A 20302-nucleotide genomic window follows, 5' to 3' on the forward strand; every position below is an offset into this window, starting at 1 on the left:
CAACCAGATGTGGGGCGGACGGTTCGAAGGTGGACCGTCGGCAATCATGCGCGAGATAAATGCCTCGATCCCCTTCGACAAGGCATTGTGGCGTCAGGATATCGCCGCCAGCAAGGCGCACGTCGCCATGCTGGGTGCCTGCGGCATCGTCGCGGGCGAGGACGCGGTGCTGATTTCCGAGGGGCTGGACAAGGTCGCGGCCGAGTACGAGGCAAACGGCGTGCCCGAGGACTGGGACCTCGAGGACATCCACATGACGACCGAATCGCGCCTCACCGAGTTGATCGGCCCGGCGGCGGGTCGCCTGCACACGGCGCGTTCGCGCAACGACCAGGTGGCGACCGATTTCCGCCTGTGGGTGCGCGACTCCATCGACCAGATCGACGCCGGTCTGGAGGCGCTGCAGGTCGCGCTCGTCACCCGCGCCGGTGAGCATGCCGATTCGATCATGCCCGGCTTCACCCACCTGCAGACCGCGCAGCCGGTTACCCTGGGCCATCACCTGATGGCCTACTACGAGATGATCTCGCGCGATCGTTCGCGCTTCGCCGATGCCCGCAAACGGATGAACCGCAGCCCGCTCGGCTCGGCGGCGCTGGCCGGGACCGGCTTTCCGATCGACCGCAAGATGACCGCGCAGGCGCTGGGCTTCGATGCGCCGACCGACAACAGTCTCGATTCGGTGTCCGACCGCGACTTTGCGCTCGACTACCTGATGGCGGCCTCGCAGTGCTCGCTGCACCTCTCGCGTCTGGCGGAGGAATTCATCATCTGGGCGAGCCAGCCCTTCGGCTTCGTGGCTCTGCCCGATGCGCTGTCGACCGGCAGCTCGATCATGCCGCAGAAGAAGAACCCGGACGCCGCCGAACTGGTGCGCGGCCATGCCGGTCGCATCACCGGCTGCCTGACTGCGCTGATGATGACGATGAAGGGCCTGCCGCTCGCCTATTCGAAGGACATGCAGGACGACAAGCCACCGGTCTTCGAGGCCGCCAGCCTGCTGGCGCTGTCGGTCGCGGCGATGACCGGGATGGTCGCCGACACCAGATTCCGCACCGACCGCATGCGCGGCGCGGCCGAGCTGGGCTTTGCCACGGCCACCGACCTTGCCGACTGGCTGGTGCGCGAGGGCAACATTCCCTTCCGCGAGGCGCATCACATAACCGGCGCTGCAGTGAAGCTCGCCGAAACGCGCGGGTTGGCGCTGGACCAGTTGCCGCTCTCCGACCTGAAAGAGATCGACAGCCGCATCGACGAGCGCGTATTCAAGGCGCTCTCGGTCGAGGCTTCGGTCGCCGCGCGCAATTCGCACGGCGGCACCGCGCCCGATCAGGTTCGCCTGCGCGTGGCCGAGGCCCGGTCCGCGCTCGGTCTGGAGTAAGTCTACCTTGCGCAAGCTCATCCCGCTCGTTCTCGTTCTTGCGCTGGTTGCCTGCGGCCAGCGCAAGGGGCTGTCGCTGCGGGAAGGGCAGCAATTGCCGCCCGCGCCCTATGGCCGTGCGGAAAGGCCGACATCGGACGAACTGCTCAATCCGCCGACCCTGGCGATCCCCGAGCGCAGCGTCGAACTGCGCACCCGATCCGAGGAACGCGAGGACGATCCCTACGATCTCCCGCCGCCCGAATAAGCCCCTGACAGGACAACAATGGACCATTTCGAACTGAAGAACGGCGCGCTTCACGCCGAGGACGTGCCGCTCGAAACGATCGCGCGCGAAGTCGGCACGCCGGTCTACGTCTATTCGCGCGCCACGCTGACGCGCCATGCCCGCGTCTTTCGCGAGGCGCTTTCGGCCCTGCCCAGCGTGCACATCGCCTTTGCCGTCAAATCCAACCCCAACCTGGCCGTACTGCATCTGCTGGCCAGCGAAGGCTACGGCGCTGACGTAGTGTCGGAAGGCGAGATGCGCCGGGCCCTGGCCGCGGGCATCCCGGCCCGTGACATCGTCTTTTCCGGCGTCGGCAAGTCGAAGCGTGAGCTCAAGGCAGCGGTCGAGGCGGGCATCGGGCAGTTCAACCTCGAGAGCGAGGAAGAAGGCGTCGAGCTGGCGCAAATCGCCGCGGTACTGGGCAAGCGGGCCTCCTGCGCGCTGCGCGTGAATCCCAATGTCGATGCCAGGACCCACGCCAAGATCTCGACCGGCAAGGCCGAGAACAAGTTCGGCGTCGCCTATGACGTGGCCGCCGGCATCTACGCCCGCCTCGCCGGATTGCCCGGCCTGCAGATGCGCGGCCTTGCCGTGCACATCGGCAGCCAGATCAGCGACCTCGAACCCTCGCGCCAGGCCTTCATCAAGATGGGCGCGCTGATGGAGACGATCCGGGCCGAAGGCCACGAAGTCACGCACATGGACCTCGGCGGCGGCCTGGGCGTGCCCTACAAGGTGGGCGAAAGCCTGCCCACGCCCGATGACTACGGGCGCATGGTCCACGATGTGGCGAAGGACTGGGGCGTCACCCTGATGTTCGAACCGGGCCGCGTCATCACCGGCAATTCCGGTGTGCTCGTGACCGAGGTGATCCGGGTGAAGCAGGGCGCGTCGAACCCCTTCGTGGTGGTCGATGCGGCAATGAACGACCTCGCCCGTCCGGCGATGTACGATGCCTGGCACGATTTCGCGGCGGTCAACCCGACCGGCGCGACGATGGTTGCGAACATCGTCGGCCCGATCTGTGAAAGCTCCGACACTTTCGCCATGGGGCGCGAGATCGATGCAGTGGAGGCAGGCGATTTCGGCGTGTTCCGCACTGCCGGTGCCTACGGCGCGACGATGGCCAATACCTACAACAGCCGTGCGCTGGTGCCCGAGGTGATGGTCGACGGCGCGAAGTGGGGCCTCGTCGCCAACCGCATCGAGCCTGAAACCATCCTGGCCGCCGAACGCGTGCCGGAGTGGCTGAAGCAGGCGTAATTGCGCGGAGTGATCCGAAGATGATCGAAACCCTTCCCCTGTTCCACCGCATCGCCGGCCAGCCGGTTGTGGTGCTGGGCGCGGGGGAAGCGGCCGAGGCGAAACGGCGGTTGGTCGAGCGGGCGGGCGGCATCGTCGTCGACGACCTGCAGGAAGGGATCGACAAGGGCGCGCGGCTCGCCTTCATCGCCCATGAGGACGAGACAGCGGCACAAGGCGACACGGTTCGTGCGCGCTGTGCGGGATTGCTGGTGAATGCCACCGATCGTCCGGCGCTGTGCGACTTTACCGTCCCCTCGATCCTCGATCGCTCGCCGGTTCTCGTCGCCATCGGGACGGGCGGCGCTTCGGCGGGCCTCGCCAAGCAGCTGCGCCTGCGTCTGGAATTGCTGTTGCCGCAGTCGCTCGGAGCGCTTGCAAAGGCGCTGGGCGCCGCCCGGGCTGCCTTGCGTGGGCGCTTCCCCGATGCCGGAGATCGCCGCCGCGCGCTCGATGCCGCGCTCGGCTCGGGCGGACCGCTGGACCCGCTCGACGAAGCCAGCGCCGGCAGGATCGACGACTGGCTCTCGGCAGCCGGTCAGGAGCGGGTGGGCGTGGTGGAGATCGTCCTGCACAGTGACGATCCGGAGGACCTGACTTTGCGTCAGGCGCGCCTCTTGGGATCGGCCGACCTGATCGCCTACGAAACCGAAGTTCCCCGCGCGGTGCTGGACCGTGCCCGCGCCGATGCCGCGCGGGTCATGGTCGCGACGGGCGAGAGCCCGCGTACGGGCGAAGGGCTTACCATCCTCCTGCGCATGGCCCCCGGAGCCGACTGAGCTGCCCCTCGGGCACAACGCGAGTCGCCCGGACCCCAACCGCGTCTTCGCCCGGTCAGTAACCCGATCCTAAACATCGTGTCCGGCAGTTAAACTCGGGACGCGTGGCTCCGCGTTGTTATTACAATGTTTTAATTGCTCGCAGGGCGACCGTTAAGCGTAATTTGCTAACGGCGAGGCAGTGCCTGGCCCAATGAGGGACACCACGACATGACCGAACCCGGGTTTCTGCACTTGCCGGAAATCGATCCCGCGTCGCTGCCGGATCCGGCGCAGCCGATCGGCCTGTTCGGTAGCTACACCGATGCTGCGGGCCGTCAGGTCCATGACGCGGCAGAGGCTTCGCTGGAGGCCTATCTCTACGAACTCCACCCCGGCACCTGATCCGAACGCATATGTTTCATGACAAGACGCTGGCAGACCTGCGCGAGAACGACGAAGGCTGGATGAAGGGGCAGCGCGATCTCGCGGCACTTGTGGGGAAGTGGCGCGCGCGCCCCGAGGCAAGCCGGGTTCTCGCCGATCTCGAACGCTTCGGCGATGGAGATCCGTTGGAGGCCTGTCCTTCGCTTGCCGGGCTGTTCGAAGAGGGAAGCGGCGCCGCGCACGAACTCGTCGCGAACTTCCTGGAATTGGGCTTGTGGGGCTTGCGCTCGCACCCGCTGGGTCACTTGCCGCTGCGCCACGGGGTAGGCCATGCCGGGCAGACCCTGCTGCTTTCGCATTGGGGCACCGCGACCTTGGCCCTTGTCTCGTATGAGGGTGAACGGCTTTCCGCTTTGCCCGAGGCACGGACGGTGGCCTTTACCCCGCTTGAAAGCTGGTCCTTCGTGCTGGCCGGTTCGGCCACGGCCGGCCGCGTGCGCTGCATGAATGTGCAGGACCGCCGGGCCGAACTGCAGGTTGAGGCGCTGTCCATGCATCCGGGTGCCGTGATCCACAGGGACGGCCGGCGCGAGACGATACAGATGCGCGGTGCGTCAGGCAGCCTGGTGAAATTGCGGTTGCAGCGCTTCCTCGGCGCGAGCGAACCGGTCCGCGAATTCGCGCTCGCCGATGGAGAGCTTGTGCATCAGGCTGCGTCCAACCTGCACGACAGCCGCTGCGAGCTCGCGATCTCGGTACTTTCGCGCATGGGACGGCGAGACGCAGTGCCGGTGATTTCGCGCATCGTGACGGGGAACGGGCACGAAGGCCTGCGCTGGCAGGCCATGCGCGAACTGCTTGCCCTCGATACCCGCGCCGGGATGATCCTGCTCGGCCAGATCGCCGCTTCGGACGACGATCCGCTCGCCGCATTGGCGCAGGAAACGCAGCGCGCGCTGCTACGCACCTGGCCGGAGCTGGAAAGGGTATCGCAGTGGCGCAGCTGATCGAAATGCGCGATCCCACGCCGGCTTCGCTTTCGGAGTGCATCGATGCGCTGTCCTCGTGGGGTTTCGATCCGCGCGAGCGGGAAAGCGTCGCACATGCAGCCCACTGGCTGCGCCGGCTTGGCAACGACCGGGTCTTCCTCGGCGATCTGCTGATTGACCTGCTGGCGGGCTTCGCGCCTTCGCCGGCTGCGGTGGACGCCATCAGCAGCGGTGGCCCGCAATCGATCGTGCTGGCAACGCCGGGGCGCGGCAATTTCTGCATCCGCGCCAATATCTGGCCGGCCGCCGCGGACTACGCGATGCGGGCCAGTGGTGCGCGGGCCTTCGGCTATGGCACTGCCCACGACCACAACTACGACTTCCTCACGCTCGGCTATTTCGGCCCAGGCTGCGAGATCGAGGACTTCGAGTACGACGGGCACCGTGTCATCGGCCGTGCGGGAGAGGCGATCGCGCTCAAGCGGCTGGGCCGGACCCGGTTGCGCAAGGGCCGGGTGCTCCACTACCGCGCGCACCGCGACATCCATCGGGTCAACCCGCCCGCTTCGCTCTCGGTTTCGCTCAAGCTGGTCCACACCCAGGCCGTGCAGGGATGGCTTAGCCATTACGAATTCGACACGGTCGAAGCGCGCATCACGCGCGTCATGGGAAGCGGACCGAGCGAGACTTTTCTGCGCCTTGCGGTGGCGCTGGGCAGCGAAGAGGCCAAGGAGCTTGCGCAGCATTTCGGGCGTAGTCACGCCAGCGATAGAATGCGCCTAAACGCGTGGGAGGCGCTGTCCGCCTGCGCCGAGAGCGAGCACGCGCGCGAGGGGATCTGGCGTCAGGCCGAAGCCAGCGGTAGCCGCCTCGTCGCGCAAGTGGCGAAGCACAGACGCGGCATGCTTTGCGGATAGGCCGCCCGCCGAGGTCGCCCGGCAAGTCGAAACGCGCGCGGTCCTGGGGGGCCGCGCCTAGAGTACGCCCCCGGCCAGCGCATCGATTGCGCCTTGCAGGATTACCGCGGCGGCGGCGGAATCGATGCGTTCGGCGCGCTTGGCGCGGCTCATGTCCTGGGCGATGAGGCCGCGTTCGGCGCCCATCGTCGACCAGCGTTCGTCCCACAGCAGGATCGGCAGGCCGAGCGCGGCAAGGTTGCGGGCATAGGCGCGGCTCGATTGCGAGCGCGGGCCTTCCGATCCGTCCATGTTGAGCGGCAGGCCGATGACGATGCCCTTGATCGAGCGTTCGCGGATCAGGCCCTCGAGCAGCGCCTTGTCGGCACCGAACTTGCCGCGCTTGAGCGTCTTTCCGGGCGAGGCGAAGTGCCAGCCTGCATCGCAGAAAGCCGTGCCGATGGTCTGCGTGCCGAGGTCGAGCGCCAGCAGTGGCCCGGCGTCGGGCAAGGCATCGCGATAGTCGAGCGCGCTGGTGGTTATGAGTGCTGCTTCTGCCATGCCGCTATCCGCCGTTCGAAGTCGGCCCTGATGTTCGCCCAGAACAGGGTGTAGTCATAGACGTGGTAATTGTTGCCCGGCAGCACGTAGGGGCCGAGGTCGAGCCTGGGCGGCGGTCCGATGTGCAGGAACATGTCGCTTTCGCAAGCCGCAGGTACGACCTGCCTCACCAGTTCGCCGTTCCAGCTTGCCGGATCGGGCACCAGTGTGCCGAGGTTGGCCTGTGCGTCCGCAACGCCGTTGCGCGTACCAGTCAGTGGATTGCTGCACAGGAACGGGCTGTCGATTGCCACGCCCTCGGCAGTCGTCTGCGTGAGCGGCTGTCCGTCGAGACCGCGGCGGCGCACGTAGGCCTTGACCAGCTGCTCGGTCTCGGCAGGGTCGGCCACGGTGAGCCAGCTCATCACGCAGCCGGCCTGGTCGGGCCTGTCGCAGGGGCCGAGGCCCATTTCGGGCAGGTCGTGGTCGATCGAGACCGGCCAGCCCACGATGTATGCCGCGGCGATGCGCTCGGCCAGCGGGGTGCCGGCCACGCGGTCGCGCAGCAGACGGCGTAGCAGGAATGCGCCCTGGCTGTGTCCTGCCAGCACGATCGGCTGGTTCTGCGGGACCGTCTTGATGAAGGCATCGAAGGCGGCAAGGACGTCGCCGTAGGCCAGGTCGATCGCCTTGTCGGCCTGCGGGTCGTCGGTCAGGAACGCGCCGACAGCGGCCTGGCGGTAGCGCGGGGCCCAGAGCTGGTCGGCTGCGTTGAAAGGCGTCGCCATGCCCTTGACGTAAAGGCCCGCCAGATCGCGCGAGGCCTTGTCGTTCAGGCTCGCGTTCCACGCGTCCTTTTCGACGTAGCTGGTGGGATGGACGAAGAAGACCGCGGCGGCGAGCGGATCTCCGGCCGGCTGGCTTGCACCCTGCGGCAGGTAGCGTGAGGGATCGGCCTTGGGCAGCATCCCAGGGCGCGCAATCCACATGTCCGTCTTGTCCCAGGCGTTCATCGCCATCGCCGGCTGCGGCTGGAACGTGACGTCCGGCACGAAGGCCATTTCCGTAAGGTCTTCGGCCCAGAACAGCAGGGCAATGCGCCCGACCGTGATCAGGACGATGATGGCGGCGACGGCATAGAGGAACTTGCGGACCATCAGGTGGCAGTCCCGCCGGGCTGGCCGGTGCTGCTGTCGGACGGGTGCTTTTCGATTCGCGGGCGCAGGCTGGTGAGGGCGCGCCCTTCGCGCAGGGCGCTCCACCAGCTCAGCGGGTTCCAGGTCTGCGTACCGTCTAGCGAGAAGGTGATGAATTCGGCGCGCCCGCCGATGTCGGAGAGTGGCACCGGACCGCCAAGGCCGCCGCCCGGCGTGCCCTGGTAGTCCGTCTCGAAGGGAAAGCGGCTGTCGGCCGAACGGTCGCGGTCGTCGCCCATCAGGAAGACATGGTCTTCAGGCACGGTGATCTCAGGATAATTGTCCATGACCTGCGTCGTATAGTCGATCACCTGGTAGGTCGCACCGTTGGGCAGTGTCTCGCGGTAGGCGGGAAGGTCATAGACTTCGCGACCGCTGGGCAGGCGGCGGCGGTAGAGCTCGAAACCCTTGTAGCAGTGCCCCGGCTGCGCATCGCCCTCGCATTGCAGGGCGTCGTCAGCGGCGATCTCGACCGGCGGCTCGACTTCGCGCGGGATGAATTTGCCATTTAGGCGGATGCGCCCGTCGACCACGGCGATGCGGTCGCCCGGAAGCGCGACGACGCGCTTGATCAGGTCAGCCTTGCGGTTGCCCGGCACCACGATCACGATGTCGCCGTACTCCGGCGTCGAGCCGAACAGCCGCCACTTGGCGCGCGGAAGCATGTGAAAGCTCACCGAGGACCAGTTCCAGCCGTAGGCGTACTTGGAAACCACGAGCCGATCGCCCACCAGCAGGTTGGGCATCATCGAGATCGACGGGATGTAGAAGGGCTTGGCGATCAGCGAATGGAACGCCAGCACGCCCAGCAGCATCAGCGCCAGGCCGCGCAGTTCGTGCAGCCAGTTGACCTTGGGCTTGTTCGGATTGCTAACGGGGCTCTCCTGCGCGCAAAGGGTGGAGGCGGTATCGGCGGTGTGTTCGGTCATTCTCGGTGGAGCGCTCGGAAAAGTCTAGGAACCGGACGGGGCGGGAGCCGCCGCAAGCGGACGGGCCTCGATCACGACGAATGCCTGGGCCCATGGATGATCGTCGGTGAGCGTCAGGTGAACCACGGCCTCGTGACCGGCGGGAACCATCAGGTCGAGCCGGGCCTTCGCGCCGCCGGTGAGGGCAAGGGTAGGGGCGCCCGATTTCGCATTGATGACGCCGATGTCCTTCATGAACACCCCGGCCTTGAAGCCGGTGCCGACCGCCTTCGAATAGGCTTCCTTGGCCGCGAATCGCTTGGCGAGGGTCCCGGCCTTGGTGAACGGGCGGCGATTGGCCTTGGCCTGCTCGATTTCGGTGAAGACGCGCTTCTCGAAGCGCTCGCCGAAGCGGTCCAGCGAAGCCTGGATACGCTCGATGTTGCACAAGTCGGAACCCATTCCGATGATCACGACGCACTCTCCGTCCTGCGGCCGATATTGCAGCCGGCTTCCTTCCCCCGATGGTGGATCGGGGGCTTCAAGTCACCGGACTTCGTCCATCAGCGCGCGCATTCTCGTTACGCTCGCTTCGAGTCCACAAAATATGGCCTCTCCAATGAGATAGTGTCCGATGTTCAGTTCCGCGAGCTGCGGAATGGCTGCGATCGGCTGGACGTTCTCGTAAGTGAGGCCGTGTCCGGCATGGGGCTCGATGCCGTTCTTGGCAGCCAGCGCGGCCATGTCGACGATGCGCTTGAGCTCGACTGCGACCTGCTCGCCCTCTGCATGGGCATATTCGCCGGTATGGAACTCGACGATGGGCGCGCCCAGCTTCATTGCCGCTTCGATCTGCCGTGGGTCCGGGGCGATGAACAGGCTCACCCGTACGCCTGCGTCCGACAGGCGCGAGACGATCGGGGCGAGCTGGTTGTGCAGTCCGGCTGCGTCGAGCCCGCCTTCGGTCGTGCGTTCTTCGCGCTTTTCCGGGACGATGCAGGCCGCGTGCGGCTTGTGGCGCAGCGCGATCTCCAGCATTTCGTCGGTCGCTGCCATTTCGAGGTTGAGCGGCAGGCCGGTGGCGGCCTGCACGCGCACCAGGTCCTCGTCGCGGATGTGGCGGCGATCTTCGCGCAAGTGCACGGTGATGCCGTCTCCCCCGGCCTGCGCGACGATCTGCGCCGCGCGTGCCGGATCCGGATGCTCGCCGCCGCGCGCATTGCGGATCGTGGCGACGTGATCGATGTTGACGCCTAGGCGCAGGCGCGAGGGGGTAAGGGCGTTCATCCGATAATCCTGGGGTTTTCCGGCGGGTCGAAGGGTCAGGGCTGGACGCGGCTGCCCGGCTTGATCGCGGGGGTCGCCGCCAGCTCGGGGGGCAGTTCGTCGTCGGCGTATGTCGGGAAGTTGATCTCGACGAGCGGGAAGTAAGGTACGCCCAGATCCACGGCGCCGCCCGAACGGTCGACCAGCGAGGCCGCCGCGATGACCCGGCCGCCTGCCGCCTCGATCGCCTTTATCGCCTCGCGCGAGGACTTGCCGGTGGTGACCACGTCCTCGACCATCAGCACCCTGTCGCCGGGATCCAGTTCAAATCCACGGCGCAGCTCGAAAGTACCTTCCGGGCGTTCGACGAACATCGCGTCGACCTGCAACGCGCGGCCCATCTCCTGGCCGATGATCACGCCGCCCATGGCCGGCGAGACGACCTTGTCGATCTGCTTGCGCACGTCGTGCGGCAGCTTGCTGGCGAGCGCGACGGCGAGTCGTCCGGCGCGGTCGGGGCTCATGAGGACGCGCGCGCACTGAAGGTAATGCGCACTGTGGCGGCCGGAGGAGAGCAGGAAGTGCCCCTCAAGCAATGCCTTGCTGGCGCGGAACTCTGCGAGGACTTCTTCTTCCTGCATTACGACCTATTCCTTCGATGCATATTTCATTGATCTGGCGCACCTTCGACACGCCGTTTGCCAAAAATTCCCCTAGAGGCGCTTGAGACACGCGGCAAGCGCGCGTATAGGCCCCGCGGAAGGGGGGCCTCCGGCTCCGCATCAGGGCGCGCGTATGCGGGGGCGACTCGCGTGCGCGGATTTGGAAAACGGAAGCGCAAAAAAATATGAATTTGGGCAAAACCGCACGCGCCGCGAGCCATACCGCAAAGGCTCTGGGCCTGTCCCTTGGAAGCATCATGGCTGCCGGAGTCATGGCACCCCAGGCGGCTCTCGCCGCCGCGGCATCCGAACCTGCCGCCGCCGCGACTGCGGACGCCGCCGCTTCTGCCGGCAGCTACACGCCGATGGCCCCGACCCCGGGGATCGGCATGCCCGTCGACAGCGGCATCGGCTTCCAGCAGCAGTTCTCCAAGCTCGGCGAATATGGCGAGTGGATCCACAATTCGGTGCTGCTGCCGATCATCGCCGTGATCACCGTCTTTGTGCTGCTGCTGCTCGTCGTCATCGTCGTGCGCTTCAACCGCCGCGCCAACCCGGTACCTTCGAAGACCAGCCACAACACGCTGCTCGAAGTGGTCTGGACGCTGGTCCCCGTGCTGGTCCTCATCGGCATCGCGGTTCCCTCGATCGACCTGCTGGCCAAGCAGTACAAGCCTGCCCCGAAGGGCGCGCTGACCATCAAGGTCACCGGCAACCAGTGGTTCTGGACCTACGGCTATCCCGACAATGGCGAGTTCGAGGTCGTCTCGAACATGCTCAACATCCCGGGCCAGCCGACCATCAACAACGGCGTGCGCGAAGTCGGTTCCGAGCCCTGGGACGGTCCTTCGCACCTCGAGGTCGACAACCGCATGGTCGTCCCCGTCGGTGAACCGATCCGTCTGCAGATCACTGCGTCCGACGTGATTCACTCGTTCGCCGTGCCTTCGCTCTGGTTCAAGCTGGACGCGGTTCCGGGCCGGATCAACGAGAAGGTCCTCTTCGTCGAGAAGCCGGGCGTCTACTACGGCCAGTGCTCCGAGCTTTGCGGCGCCAAGCACGGTTACATGCCGATCGCGGTCGAGGCTCTGCCGCGCGACAAGTACGACGCCTGGGTGCTGACGCATGCCGGCGGCAAGATCGACGGTCAGGCGACCGCCGCATCCGAGACCGATTACCTGCCGGGTGAAGAGCCCGCCGGCGAAGCGTCGGAGGCTCCGGCCGCCGAAGCCACTGCTGCCGCCGAATAAGCCCGCATTCAAGGACAGGGTCACCAGAACATGGCAACCACAGCCCCAGAACATTTCCCGGCGCACTCTGACGATCACGCGCACGACCATGACCACAAGCCGGGCTTCTTCGCCCGCTGGTTCATGTCCACCAACCACAAGGACATCGGCACGATGTACCTGATCTTCGCGATCATCGCGGGGATCGTGGGCGGTGCCTTCTCCGGCATGATGCGCGTCGAACTGGCGCAGCCGGGCATCCAGTACCTGGACACTTTCGCAAAGTGGTTCGGTGCGGTTAACCCGGACTTCAACTCGACGCTGCACGTCTGGAACGTGCTGATCACCGCGCACGGCCTGATCATGGTCTTCTTCATGGTCATGCCCGCGATCATCGGCGGCTTCGGCAACTGGTTCGTCCCGATCATGATCGGCGCGCCGGACATGGCCTTCCCGCGCATGAACAACATCTCGTTCTGGCTGACCGTCGCGGGCTTCTGCTCGCTGCTGTGCTCCGCCTTCGTGCCGGGCGGCACGGGCCTGGGCGCCGGCACCGGCTGGACCGTCTATGCTCCGCTGTCGACCACCGGCTCGCCCGGACCCGCCGTCGACTTCGGCATCTTCGCGCTGCACCTTTCCGGTGCCGGCTCGATCATGGGCGCGATCAACTTCATCACCACCATCTTCAACATGCGTGCGCCTGGCATGACCATGCACAAGATGCCGCTGTTCGTGTGGTCGGTGCTCGTCACGGCCTTCCTGCTGCTGCTCGCGCTGCCGGTTCTCGCCGCCGCGATCACCATGCTGCTGACCGACCGCAACTTCGGCACCACCTTCTTCGATCCTTCGGGCGGTGGCGATCCGGTCCTGTACCAGCACCTGTTCTGGTTCTTCGGCCACCCCGAAGTGTACATCATGATCCTGCCGGGCTTCGGCATCATCTCGCAGATCGTCTCGACCTTCTCGAAGAAGCCGGTGTTCGGCTACCTCGGCATGGCCTACGCCATGGTCGCGATCGGCGTGGTCGGTTTCATCGTGTGGGCCCACCACATGTACACCACCGGCCTTTCGGTTAACACGAAGATGTACTTCACCGCGGCGACCATGGTCATCGCAGTCCCGACCGGCATCAAGATCTTCTCGTGGATCGCGACGATGTGGGGTGGCTCGATCACCTTCAAGTCGCCGATGGTCTGGGCGATCGGCTTCATCTTCCTGTTCACCGTCGGCGGCGTGACCGGCGTCGTTCTCGCCAACGGCGGCATCGACGACAACCTGCACGACACCTACTACGTCGTGGCGCACTTCCACTACGTGCTCTCGCTCGGTGCAGTGACCGCGCTCTTCGCCGGGTTCTACTACTGGTTCCCGAAGATGAGCGGCCGCATGCACTCCGAGTTCCTGGCGCATGTCCACTTCTGGGTGTTCTTCATCGGCGTGAACCTGATCTTCTTCCCGATGCACTTCCTCGGGCTGCAGGGCATGCCGCGTCGCTACCCCGACTACGCCGAGGCCTATGCGCACTGGAACCAGGTCGCGACCGACGGCTACATGATCATGGCGGCTTCGCTGGTGATCTGGTTCGCCAACATTGCCTACGCGTTCATCGCCGGCAAGAAGGCGGAAGACAACTACTGGGGCGAAGGTGCGACCACGCTCGAGTGGACGCTGTCAAGCCCGCCGCCGTTCCACCAGTTCGAGACGCTTCCGGTCATCGAGGAAGTGCACCACCACTGAGAACGCAACCGCGCGCCATTGCGGGTATGAACGAAGCAATCCAGAGCCTCCTTCGCGAGCCGCTCTGGATTGCTTCGGCGCATTGGCGCCTCGCAATGTTGGCCCTTGTGAGTGTAAGATCCTAAGACCATGTCCGTGACGAGTCCCAGTTCAACGCAGCAGCTTCCGGCGGATTGGCGCGATCTCTTCGCGCTGACCAAGCCGCGCGTGATGAGCCTGGTGATCTTCACCGGCCTGTGCGGTCTGCTCGCCGCGCCCGATCGCATCCACCCGGTCCTCGCCTTCACCGCAATCCTGTGCATCGCGATGGGTGCCGGCGGTGCCGCCGCGCTCAACCAGTGGTGGGAAGCCGATCTCGACGCGGGGATGAAGCGCACCGCGAACCGTCCGCTGCCGCAAGGGCGGCTGGACCGTACCACCGCGCGTGATTTCGGCGGCGTGCTATGCGCTGCCTCTGTATTCCTGATGGGCTTCGCGATCAGCTGGCTGGCCGCCGCGATCCTTGCTCTCTCGATCGTCTACTACGCCGTCGTCTACACGATGTGGCTCAAGCCGCGCACGCCCCAGAATATCGTCATCGGCGGCGGGGCGGGGGCCTTCCCGCCATTGATCGGCTGGGTTGCGGCCACCGGGCACATCACATTGATGCCGGTCGTGCTCTTCGCCATCATCTTCATGTGGACGCCGCCGCATTTCTGGGCGCTCGCGCTGTTCGTGAAGAGCGACTACGCCAAGGTGGGCATCCCGATGATGCCGGTCGTTGCCGGTGAGAAGTCGACTCGCCGCCAGATCCTCGCCTATGCGATCCTGCTCTTGCCGCTCAGCGTCGTTCCCTGGTGGATCGGTGGAACGCATGCGGTCTACGGCATTTCTGCCATCGTCCTGTCCACCCTGTTCCTGGCGCTGTCCGTCCGTGTCGGCCTGCGCGAGAAGGACGGGCCGGAAGACACGATGAAGCCGGAAAAGCAGCTCTTCGCCTATTCGGTGATCTATCTCTTCGCACTCTTCGCAGCGCTCGTAGTCGACCGCTTCGTGGTCATCTGAGGACCTCAATCCATGGCCGATAACGATCCTACCCCGCGCACGCCCCAGGACATCCGCAAGAGCCGTAACCGGGTGCTTGCACTCAGCCTCGCGGCATTCGTGATCCTCGTGTTCTTCATCTCGATTGCCAAGATGAGCTGAAGCGCATGACGGCCGTGACCCGCCAGGAGCGCAGCAACAGGAAGACTGCCTTTATCGCGCTTGCGATCGCGCTGGGGATGCTTGGCCTGGGTTACGCTTCGGTACCGCTTTACCGGATCTTCTGCCAGGTCACCGGCTATGGCGGCACCACCAAGCGGGTGGACGAGACGCGGGCCGCCAGTGTCAAGGACAGCGGTCGCACCATCACGGTGCGCTTCGATGCCAATGTCGCGCGCGACATGCCCTGGGAATTCAAGCCGCTGCAGGTCACCGACACCGTCTCTATCGGTGCGCGCGACATGGCGCTTTTCTGGGCGAAGAACGATTCGGACCAGACCGTGACCGGCACCGCCAGCTTTAACGTGGAGCCGGAGCAGGCTGCAAAATATTTCAACAAGATCCAGTGCTTCTGCTTCACCGAACAGACCCTGAAACCGGGCGAGGAAGTGCGCATGCCGGTGCTCTATTACATAGATCCGGCGATTCTCGACGATCCCGACAACAAGGACGTTGAGCTGATCACGCTCAGCTATACGTTCCACGTCACATCGATCGGGGATGCAAAGACACTGGACCGCGAACAAACTGGCGGTTAAGGGCCGCATGGGAAACCTGCGTACCGGCCCGGCCGGATGCGCTCGTGTGACATATTCGATAAACGGGGACGAAGGCACCATGGCCGGTACCAAGCACCACGATTACCATATTCTTCCGCCGGACATCGTTCCGCTGGCGACTACGATCGGCGCCTTCACCTTCACCTCGGGCATGGTTCTGTTCATGCACGACATGCCGGGCGGCCACTTCGTGCCGTGGCTGGGCATGGCGCTGCTGCTGGCCTCGATGTTCGCCTGGTTCTCGAAGATCGTGAAGGAAGCGCATGCCGGCGATCACACGCCCGTCGTGCAGCTCCACCAGCGCTATGGCATGATCCTGTTCATCGCTTCGGAAGTGATGTTCTTCGTCGGCTGGTTCTGGGCCTTCTTCGACTTCTCGCTCTTCCCCTCGACGATTTCCGAGGTGGTGGCGGGGCAATGGCCGCCCAAGGCGATCGAAGCGGTCATGGATCCCTTCGACCTGCCGCTGCTCAACACCCTGATCCTGCTCTGCTCGGGCACGACCGTCACCTGGGCGCACCACGCGCTGATCCACGGTGACCGCGAGGGCCTGAAGAAGGGCCTCTGGGCGACCGTGCTGCTCGGCCTGCTGTTCACCTCGATCCAGGCCTACGAGTACATCCACGCGCCGTTCCCCTTCGGTCAGAACACTTACGGCTCGGCCTTCTACATGGCGACCGGGTTCCACGGCTTCCACGTCATTGTCGGCACGATCATGCTGATCGTCTGCCTGATCCGCGCCTACAAGGGTGACTTCACCCCGCGCCAGCACTTCGGCTTCGAAGCGGCGGCATGGTACTGGCACTTCGTCGACGTCGTGTGGCTGTTCCTCTTCGTCGCAGTCTACATCTGGGGCGGCTGGGGCTACCCGACGCACTGATCATGGCGGACAGCCACCAATCGAATACTGAAGGGCAGCCGGAGATCGCTTCGGCTGCCCTTTTCGGTCTTTGCCCCAAGTGCGGCGCGCGAACCCTGTTCGCTGGGTTGGCCTCGTTCGCCCCGCGGTGCCGCGCCTGCGGGCTGGACTACGCGCAGTTCAACGTCGGCGATGGGCCAGCGGCCTTTCTCACCCTGATCGTGGGCGCGGTGATCGCCATGCTTGCGATCTGGCTGCAGCTCTCGTTCGATCCGCCGTTCTGGGTGCATGCCCTGCTGTGGATTCCGCTGACGACGTTGCTGGTCATCGGCGGGCTGCGAATCGCCAAGGCATGGCTGCTCGGCGCCGAGTATCGCCGCCGCGCCGGTGACGGCCGGCTCAAGGAAGACTGACGGGAGCCACCATGCGCAAATTTCCGATACTCGCGACGCTGATCGTGTTGGTGGCCGTTGCGATCATGATCGGCCTTGGCGTGTGGCAGCTCAAGCGCCTCCACCAGAAGGAAGCGCTGCTGGCGCATTACGCGCAGGCGCGCAGCAATGCCGAGGAAGTCCTCTGGCCGCGCCACGGGGCTGCGCAGACCGACCTGCTCTATCGCCATGCCCGGCTGACCTGCGAGGGCGTGACCGAACATTCCAGCATGGCCGGGCGCAATGCCTCGGGCGAATCGGGCGCGGCGCAAACCGCGCGTTGCATGCTGCCCGACGGCGCCCAGGCACTGGTCGTGCTGGGCTGGTCGCGCCAGCCCAATGCCGCGGCCAACTGGCAGGGCGGCATTGTCCACGGGGTAATCGCACCGGGGCCGCGCCTCGTCGCCAATCCGCCGTTAGACGGGCTGGAGGCCAATGCCATCCCCGATCCTTCGGAAATCCCGAACAACCACTTCTCCTACGCAATCCAGTGGTTCTTCTTCGCCGCGACTGCTCTGGTGATCTATGTACTGGCAGTGCTGAAGCGCGCGCGGGGTTAGGCAAGGGCCCAGATCGCCTTTTCGATTTGACCGATCGGGAGGCGGCCAACGCGGCGACAATCTCATGCGAGGATTGCGTAAGGCGCGCTCCCCCGCTAACCGCGCATTCCCATGGACTACATCAGCACTCGCGGCAGCGCTCCGGCGCTCGATTTCGAAGGCGCAACGCTCGCCGGTCTCGCTTCGGACGGCGGCCTCTACGTGCCGCGCGAATGGCCGCGCTTCTCGCAGGACGAGATCGCCGCCATGGCGGGCCTGCCTTATGCGCAGCTGGCCGCGAAGATCATGTTCCCCTTCGTCGAAGGCAGCCTCACCCATGAGCGCCTGCTCGAACTGACGAGCGAGGCCTACGGCCGCTTCGCCCACAAGGCGGTGACGCCGCTCAAGCAGTTCGACGAACAGCAGTGGCTGCTGGAACTGTTCCACGGCCCCACGCTCGCGTTCAAGGACGTGGCGCTGCAACTGCTCGGCCTGCTCTTCGAGGAGTTCCTCTCGCGCTCCGAACGCAACCTGACGATCGTCGGCGCGACTTCGGGCGACACCGGCTCGGCCGCCATCGATGCCGTCGCTGGCCGCGCCAAGGTCGACATCTTCATGCTGCACCCCAAGGGCCGCGTGTCCGACGTGCAGCGCCGCCAGATGACGACGGTGCTGGCGCCCAACGTCCACAACCTCGCGCTTGAAGATGCCAGCTTCGACGATGCCCAGGCGATCGTGAAGCGCATGTTCAACGACAAGGGCATGACCGACCGCTTCGCCATCGGCGCGGTCAACTCGATCAACTGGGCACGCCTGATGGCGCAGGTGGTGTATTACTTCGCGGCCGGGCTGCAGCTTGGCGCACCGCACCGCAAGGTCGCCTTCTCGGTCCCGACCGGCAATTTCGGCGATGTCTTCGCCGGCTATGTCGCGGCGCAGATGGGCCTGCCGATCGAGAAGCTGATCGTGGCCACCAACGTGAACGACATTCTCCACCGCGCGCTTGCCAATGGCGATTATTCGCAGGGCACGGTGACGCCCACCGCGGCGCCTTCGATGGACATTCAGGTCTCTTCGAACTTCGAACGCCTGCTGTTCGACCTGGGCGGACGCGACGGCAAGGCGCTGGCCGAGCAGATGGCCGGCTTCGAATCGACCAAGGCGATGCAGCTGACCAATGCGCAGCGCGAGGGAGCCGCGGCGCTGTTCCAGTCCGCGCGTGCCGATGCCGACGAGATGGCCTCGACGATCCGCTGGGCCTGGGAGAATTGCGGCGAGCTGATCGATCCGCACACCGCCTGCGGCCTTTTCGCCGCACGCAACTCGGGTATCGACGGCTCGATCCCGGTCGTTACGCTGGCAACCGCGCACCCGGCCAAGTTCCCCGAAGCGGTCGAGCGCGCCACCGGGCACCGCCCGGGGCTGCCCGAACGCGTGGGAGACCTGTTCGAGCGAGAGGAGCGCTTCACGTCGCTGCCCGGCTCGTTCGAGGCGGTTGCCGAATTCGTCGCCCAGCACGCCGCGCCCAAGGTCTGATGGCAGACATCGCCACCCAACCCCTGATCCTTTCGGGAGAAGGCTGGGAGGACTACGGCCTTGTCGATTCGGGGCAGGGCCGCAAGCTCGAGCGCTACGGCGACTACCGCTTCATCCGGCCCGAGCCGCAGGCGATGTGGACGCCGCGCCTCGCGAACTGGGACGCGCACGGCGAATTCGTGCCCGGCTCTGACGAGGACGGCGGCGGCAGGTGGCAATTCGACCAGCCCGTCCCGCGCGATGGGTGGCCGCTCGCCTGGAACGAGGTCTCGTTCACCGCGCAGTGCACGCCGTTCCGCCATCTCGGGTTTTTCCCCGACATGGCGCCGGTGTGGGACTGGATGCGCACCATGCTGGCCGGACGCGAGGATGCCAGCACGCTCAACCTCTTCGGTTATACCGGGGTGGGTACGCTGGCGCTCTCCGCGCACGGGCAGGTTACGCACGTCGATGCCTCCAAGAAGTCGGTAGCCCAGGCGCGCGAGAATGCCGCGCTCGCCGGGCTGGAGGAGCGTCCGGTGCGCTGGCTGGTCGACGATGCCGCCAAGTTCGCCGCGCGCGAGGTGCGCCGCGATAAGCGCTACGACGGGATCATCCTCGATCCGCCCAAGTTCGGGCGCGGACCTGGCGGCGAGACCTGGCGCCTGGAGGAAGGCCTGCCGGGCCTGCTCGGCGATTGTCGCAAGCTGCTCGACAGCGAGAGCCGGTTTCTCTTTCTCACCGTCTATGCGGTGCGCATGTCCTCCCTCGCCCTTGCCGGGCTGATGGGCGAACTCTTCGCCGACCTGCCCGGTACGATCGAGCATGGCGACCTGGCCGTTCGCGAGGACGGCCGGGACGGGCGATTGCTGCCCACTGCCATATTCGCACGCTGGTCCAATCCCGGCTAAGGGACGCCATGGCTGATTCGCTTACACTTCAGATCGATGACTTCGAGGTCGATGTTCTCACCGGCATCTATTCGGAGGAAACCGGCAAGCCGCAGCCTTTGCGTTTCTCGATCATGGTGCAGATGAAGCCGGCCGATCGCTACACGCCGGACACGCCGCTCAGTGAAAGCAAGAACTACATGGACCTCAAGTTCGCGGCGTCCGAAGCGCTGCCGCCGGGGGTTCACTTCAAGCTGATCGAGGCGGTTGCCGATCACGTCTGCGAAACCCTGTTCCTGCAGGATGCGCGCGTCGAGGCGGTGACGGTCAAGATCGTCAAGCTCGCGATCAGCGAGGCCGGCGAGAAGATCGGCATGACCCTGCACCGGGAACGGCGCTGAGGTGCAGGACGTGCTGCATGTCGGACCGCTCCCCGAGGAGCCGCTCGCCGCTGCAGCCGATTTCCATGCCCGGCTGCTGCCCGGGATCGAAGCGGCCCTGCGCGGCGGGGCCGACCCGCTGACGGTCATTTTCCCGCCTGCCAGCCATGAACATCGCAATTGGCGGCTTGCTGCGATCCAGTCGCTCGCCCGCGCATTCTCACCCTCGCGAATCAATGGGTTGGAAAGCGACAACGAAGCGGCGATCGCCGCCGCGCTGGACTGGCTCGCGGGCGCGGCCAGTGTCACCGGGCAGGTCATGGCGCTGGATGGTACTGGCGCGGGTCCGGTGCTATAACCCCTTGCA

General features: G+C 65.6%; 25 protein-coding genes. 19 read left to right on the forward strand and 6 right to left on the reverse strand.

The window, feature by feature from the left end; translation table 11 throughout:
• Positions 1-7 precede the first annotated feature (7 nt).
• The 7 genes from argH (at position 8) to J3474_RS05635 (ending at position 6002) form a co-directional block, all read left to right on the forward strand.
• Positions 8-1381 (forward strand): argininosuccinate lyase, encoded by a 1374-nt coding sequence (argH, locus tag J3474_RS05605; protein WP_007013027.1) that lies wholly within the window; start codon positions 8-10, stop codon positions 1379-1381.
• 7 nt (positions 1382-1388) lie between these two features.
• On the forward strand, positions 1389-1628 hold the full coding sequence (locus J3474_RS05610) for a hypothetical protein (protein ID WP_041558695.1): 240 nt from the start codon (positions 1389-1391) through the stop codon (positions 1626-1628).
• 18 nt (positions 1629-1646) lie between these two features.
• The gene (gene lysA / locus J3474_RS05615) at positions 1647-2912 is read left to right on the forward strand and encodes a diaminopimelate decarboxylase (RefSeq protein ID WP_207093371.1); all 1266 of its coding nucleotides are present in this window, start codon (positions 1647-1649) and stop codon (positions 2910-2912) included.
• Between the two features lie 20 nt (positions 2913-2932).
• Complete coding sequence (locus J3474_RS05620; protein WP_207093372.1) at positions 2933-3730, forward strand: NAD(P)-dependent oxidoreductase; 798 nt, start codon at positions 2933-2935, stop codon at positions 3728-3730.
• A gap of 210 nt (positions 3731-3940) precedes the next feature.
• Positions 3941-4114: a hypothetical protein gene (locus J3474_RS05625; RefSeq protein WP_158511841.1), complete on the forward strand. Its 174-nt coding sequence runs from the start codon at positions 3941-3943 to the stop codon at positions 4112-4114.
• 11 nt (positions 4115-4125) lie between these two features.
• Complete coding sequence (locus tag J3474_RS05630) at positions 4126-5103, forward strand: hypothetical protein (protein ID WP_207093373.1); 978 nt, start codon at positions 4126-4128, stop codon at positions 5101-5103.
• Positions 5091-6002 carry a transposase gene (locus tag J3474_RS05635; protein ID WP_242528208.1) on the forward strand — a complete coding sequence of 304 codons (912 nt, stop codon included), beginning with the start codon at positions 5091-5093 and terminating at the stop codon, positions 6000-6002. The genes J3474_RS05630 and J3474_RS05635 overlap by 13 nt, the downstream gene beginning before the upstream one ends.
• Before the next feature lie 57 nt (positions 6003-6059).
• Here J3474_RS05635 and ruvX read toward each other — a convergent pair whose 3' ends face one another.
• The 6 genes from ruvX to pyrE all read right to left on the reverse strand — a co-directional run bounded on the left by ruvX (position 6060) and on the right by pyrE (position 10532).
• Entirely contained in the window at positions 6060-6542 is a 483-nt protein-coding gene (ruvX, locus tag J3474_RS05640) for a Holliday junction resolvase RuvX (protein WP_007013034.1), read from the reverse strand.
• Positions 6521-7678 (reverse strand): DUF3089 domain-containing protein, encoded by a 1158-nt coding sequence (locus J3474_RS05645; RefSeq protein ID WP_207093374.1) that lies wholly within the window; start codon positions 7676-7678, stop codon positions 6521-6523. The genes ruvX and J3474_RS05645 overlap by 22 nt, the downstream gene beginning before the upstream one ends.
• Positions 7678-8646, reverse strand: coding sequence for a signal peptidase I (lepB, locus tag J3474_RS05650; RefSeq protein WP_207093375.1), 969 nt, complete (start codon positions 8644-8646; stop codon positions 7678-7680). Before lepB ends, J3474_RS05645 begins: the two co-directional genes overlap by 1 nt.
• A 24-nt stretch (positions 8647-8670) precedes the next feature.
• Entirely contained in the window at positions 8671-9099 is a 429-nt protein-coding gene (acpS, locus tag J3474_RS05655; protein ID WP_007013037.1) for a holo-ACP synthase, read from the reverse strand.
• Between the two features lie 72 nt (positions 9100-9171).
• Positions 9172-9912, reverse strand: coding sequence for a pyridoxine 5'-phosphate synthase (locus J3474_RS05660; RefSeq protein WP_207093376.1), 741 nt, complete (start codon positions 9910-9912; stop codon positions 9172-9174).
• A gap of 35 nt (positions 9913-9947) precedes the next feature.
• Positions 9948-10532, reverse strand: a complete 585-nt coding sequence (pyrE, locus tag J3474_RS05665) for an orotate phosphoribosyltransferase (RefSeq protein ID WP_013831879.1) — start codon at positions 10530-10532, stop codon at positions 9948-9950.
• 206 nt (positions 10533-10738) lie between these two features.
• On the opposite strand from pyrE, the gene coxB reads away from it, so the two are divergent.
• From coxB to J3474_RS05720, 12 genes are all read left to right on the forward strand, one after another.
• Complete coding sequence (coxB, locus tag J3474_RS05670) at positions 10739-11803, forward strand: cytochrome c oxidase subunit II (protein WP_007013040.1); 1065 nt, start codon at positions 10739-10741, stop codon at positions 11801-11803.
• A gap of 30 nt (positions 11804-11833) precedes the next feature.
• Positions 11834-13519, forward strand: a complete 1686-nt coding sequence (gene ctaD, locus J3474_RS05675; RefSeq protein ID WP_207093377.1) for a cytochrome c oxidase subunit I — start codon at positions 11834-11836, stop codon at positions 13517-13519.
• 129 nt (positions 13520-13648) lie between these two features.
• Positions 13649-14563, forward strand: coding sequence for a heme o synthase (locus J3474_RS05680; RefSeq protein WP_013831882.1), 915 nt, complete (start codon positions 13649-13651; stop codon positions 14561-14563).
• Between the two features lie 12 nt (positions 14564-14575).
• Positions 14576-14704: a hypothetical protein gene (locus J3474_RS22890; RefSeq protein WP_255327360.1), complete on the forward strand. Its 129-nt coding sequence runs from the start codon at positions 14576-14578 to the stop codon at positions 14702-14704.
• A gap of 5 nt (positions 14705-14709) precedes the next feature.
• Positions 14710-15300, forward strand: coding sequence for a cytochrome c oxidase assembly protein (locus J3474_RS05685; RefSeq protein ID WP_013831883.1), 591 nt, complete (start codon positions 14710-14712; stop codon positions 15298-15300).
• A gap of 79 nt (positions 15301-15379) precedes the next feature.
• Positions 15380-16201 (forward strand): cytochrome c oxidase subunit 3, encoded by an 822-nt coding sequence (locus tag J3474_RS05690; protein WP_013831884.1) that lies wholly within the window; start codon positions 15380-15382, stop codon positions 16199-16201.
• A gap of 2 nt (positions 16202-16203) precedes the next feature.
• Entirely contained in the window at positions 16204-16593 is a 390-nt protein-coding gene (locus J3474_RS05695) for a DUF983 domain-containing protein (RefSeq protein WP_207093378.1), read from the forward strand.
• An 11-nt stretch (positions 16594-16604) separates the two neighbouring features.
• Positions 16605-17171, forward strand: coding sequence for an SURF1 family protein (locus tag J3474_RS05700; RefSeq protein ID WP_207093379.1), 567 nt, complete (start codon positions 16605-16607; stop codon positions 17169-17171).
• Between the two features lie 111 nt (positions 17172-17282).
• A complete protein-coding gene (gene thrC / locus J3474_RS05705; RefSeq protein ID WP_207093380.1) occupies positions 17283-18686 on the forward strand; it encodes a threonine synthase in 1404 nt (467 codons plus the stop codon).
• Entirely contained in the window at positions 18686-19576 is an 891-nt protein-coding gene (locus J3474_RS05710; RefSeq protein WP_207093381.1) for a class I SAM-dependent methyltransferase, read from the forward strand. Before thrC ends, J3474_RS05710 begins: the two co-directional genes overlap by 1 nt.
• Before the next feature lie 8 nt (positions 19577-19584).
• On the forward strand, positions 19585-19956 hold the full coding sequence (locus J3474_RS05715; protein WP_013831889.1) for a dihydroneopterin aldolase: 372 nt from the start codon (positions 19585-19587) through the stop codon (positions 19954-19956).
• A gap of 1 nt (position 19957) precedes the next feature.
• On the forward strand, positions 19958-20293 hold the full coding sequence (locus tag J3474_RS05720; protein WP_207093382.1) for a Rossmann fold domain-containing protein: 336 nt from the start codon (positions 19958-19960) through the stop codon (positions 20291-20293).
• Positions 20294-20302: the final 9 nt, after the last annotated feature.

This window comes from Novosphingobium sp. PY1, assembly GCF_017312445.1.
Taxonomy (GTDB): Bacteria; Pseudomonadota; Alphaproteobacteria; order Sphingomonadales; family Sphingomonadaceae; genus Novosphingobium.

What these genes read in the sequence shown, in the direction of transcription:
- argH (WP_007013027.1), top strand. Translation starts at nt 8, where the DNA reads ATGTGGGGCGGACGGTTCGAAGGTGGACCGTCGGCAATCATGCGCGAG.
- lysA (WP_207093371.1), top strand. Translation starts at nt 1,647, where the DNA reads ATGGACCATTTCGAACTGAAGAACGGCGCGCTTCACGCCGAGGACGTG.
- J3474_RS05620 (WP_207093372.1), top strand. Translation starts at nt 2,933, where the DNA reads ATGATCGAAACCCTTCCCCTGTTCCACCGCATCGCCGGCCAGCCGGTT.
- J3474_RS05625 (WP_158511841.1), top strand. Translation starts at nt 3,941, where the DNA reads ATGACCGAACCCGGGTTTCTGCACTTGCCGGAAATCGATCCCGCGTCG.
- J3474_RS05630 (WP_207093373.1), top strand. Translation starts at nt 4,126, where the DNA reads ATGTTTCATGACAAGACGCTGGCAGACCTGCGCGAGAACGACGAAGGC.
- ruvX (WP_007013034.1), bottom strand. Translation starts at nt 6,542, where the DNA reads ATGGCAGAAGCAGCACTCATAACCACCAGCGCGCTCGACTATCGCGAT.
- J3474_RS05645 (WP_207093374.1), bottom strand. Translation starts at nt 7,678, where the DNA reads ATGGTCCGCAAGTTCCTCTATGCCGTCGCCGCCATCATCGTCCTGATC.
- lepB (WP_207093375.1), bottom strand. Translation starts at nt 8,646, where the DNA reads ATGACCGAACACACCGCCGATACCGCCTCCACCCTTTGCGCGCAGGAG.
- J3474_RS05660 (WP_207093376.1), bottom strand. Translation starts at nt 9,912, where the DNA reads ATGAACGCCCTTACCCCCTCGCGCCTGCGCCTAGGCGTCAACATCGAT.
- pyrE (WP_013831879.1), bottom strand. Translation starts at nt 10,532, where the DNA reads ATGCAGGAAGAAGAAGTCCTCGCAGAGTTCCGCGCCAGCAAGGCATTG.
- coxB (WP_007013040.1), top strand. Translation starts at nt 10,739, where the DNA reads ATGAATTTGGGCAAAACCGCACGCGCCGCGAGCCATACCGCAAAGGCT.
- ctaD (WP_207093377.1), top strand. Translation starts at nt 11,834, where the DNA reads ATGGCAACCACAGCCCCAGAACATTTCCCGGCGCACTCTGACGATCAC.
- J3474_RS05680 (WP_013831882.1), top strand. Translation starts at nt 13,649, where the DNA reads ATGTCCGTGACGAGTCCCAGTTCAACGCAGCAGCTTCCGGCGGATTGG.
- J3474_RS22890 (WP_255327360.1), top strand. Translation starts at nt 14,576, where the DNA reads ATGGCCGATAACGATCCTACCCCGCGCACGCCCCAGGACATCCGCAAG.
- J3474_RS05685 (WP_013831883.1), top strand. Translation starts at nt 14,710, where the DNA reads ATGACGGCCGTGACCCGCCAGGAGCGCAGCAACAGGAAGACTGCCTTT.
- J3474_RS05690 (WP_013831884.1), top strand. Translation starts at nt 15,380, where the DNA reads ATGGCCGGTACCAAGCACCACGATTACCATATTCTTCCGCCGGACATC.
- J3474_RS05695 (WP_207093378.1), top strand. Translation starts at nt 16,204, where the DNA reads ATGGCGGACAGCCACCAATCGAATACTGAAGGGCAGCCGGAGATCGCT.
- J3474_RS05700 (WP_207093379.1), top strand. Translation starts at nt 16,605, where the DNA reads ATGCGCAAATTTCCGATACTCGCGACGCTGATCGTGTTGGTGGCCGTT.
- thrC (WP_207093380.1), top strand. Translation starts at nt 17,283, where the DNA reads ATGGACTACATCAGCACTCGCGGCAGCGCTCCGGCGCTCGATTTCGAA.
- J3474_RS05710 (WP_207093381.1), top strand. Translation starts at nt 18,686, where the DNA reads ATGGCAGACATCGCCACCCAACCCCTGATCCTTTCGGGAGAAGGCTGG.
- J3474_RS05715 (WP_013831889.1), top strand. Translation starts at nt 19,585, where the DNA reads ATGGCTGATTCGCTTACACTTCAGATCGATGACTTCGAGGTCGATGTT.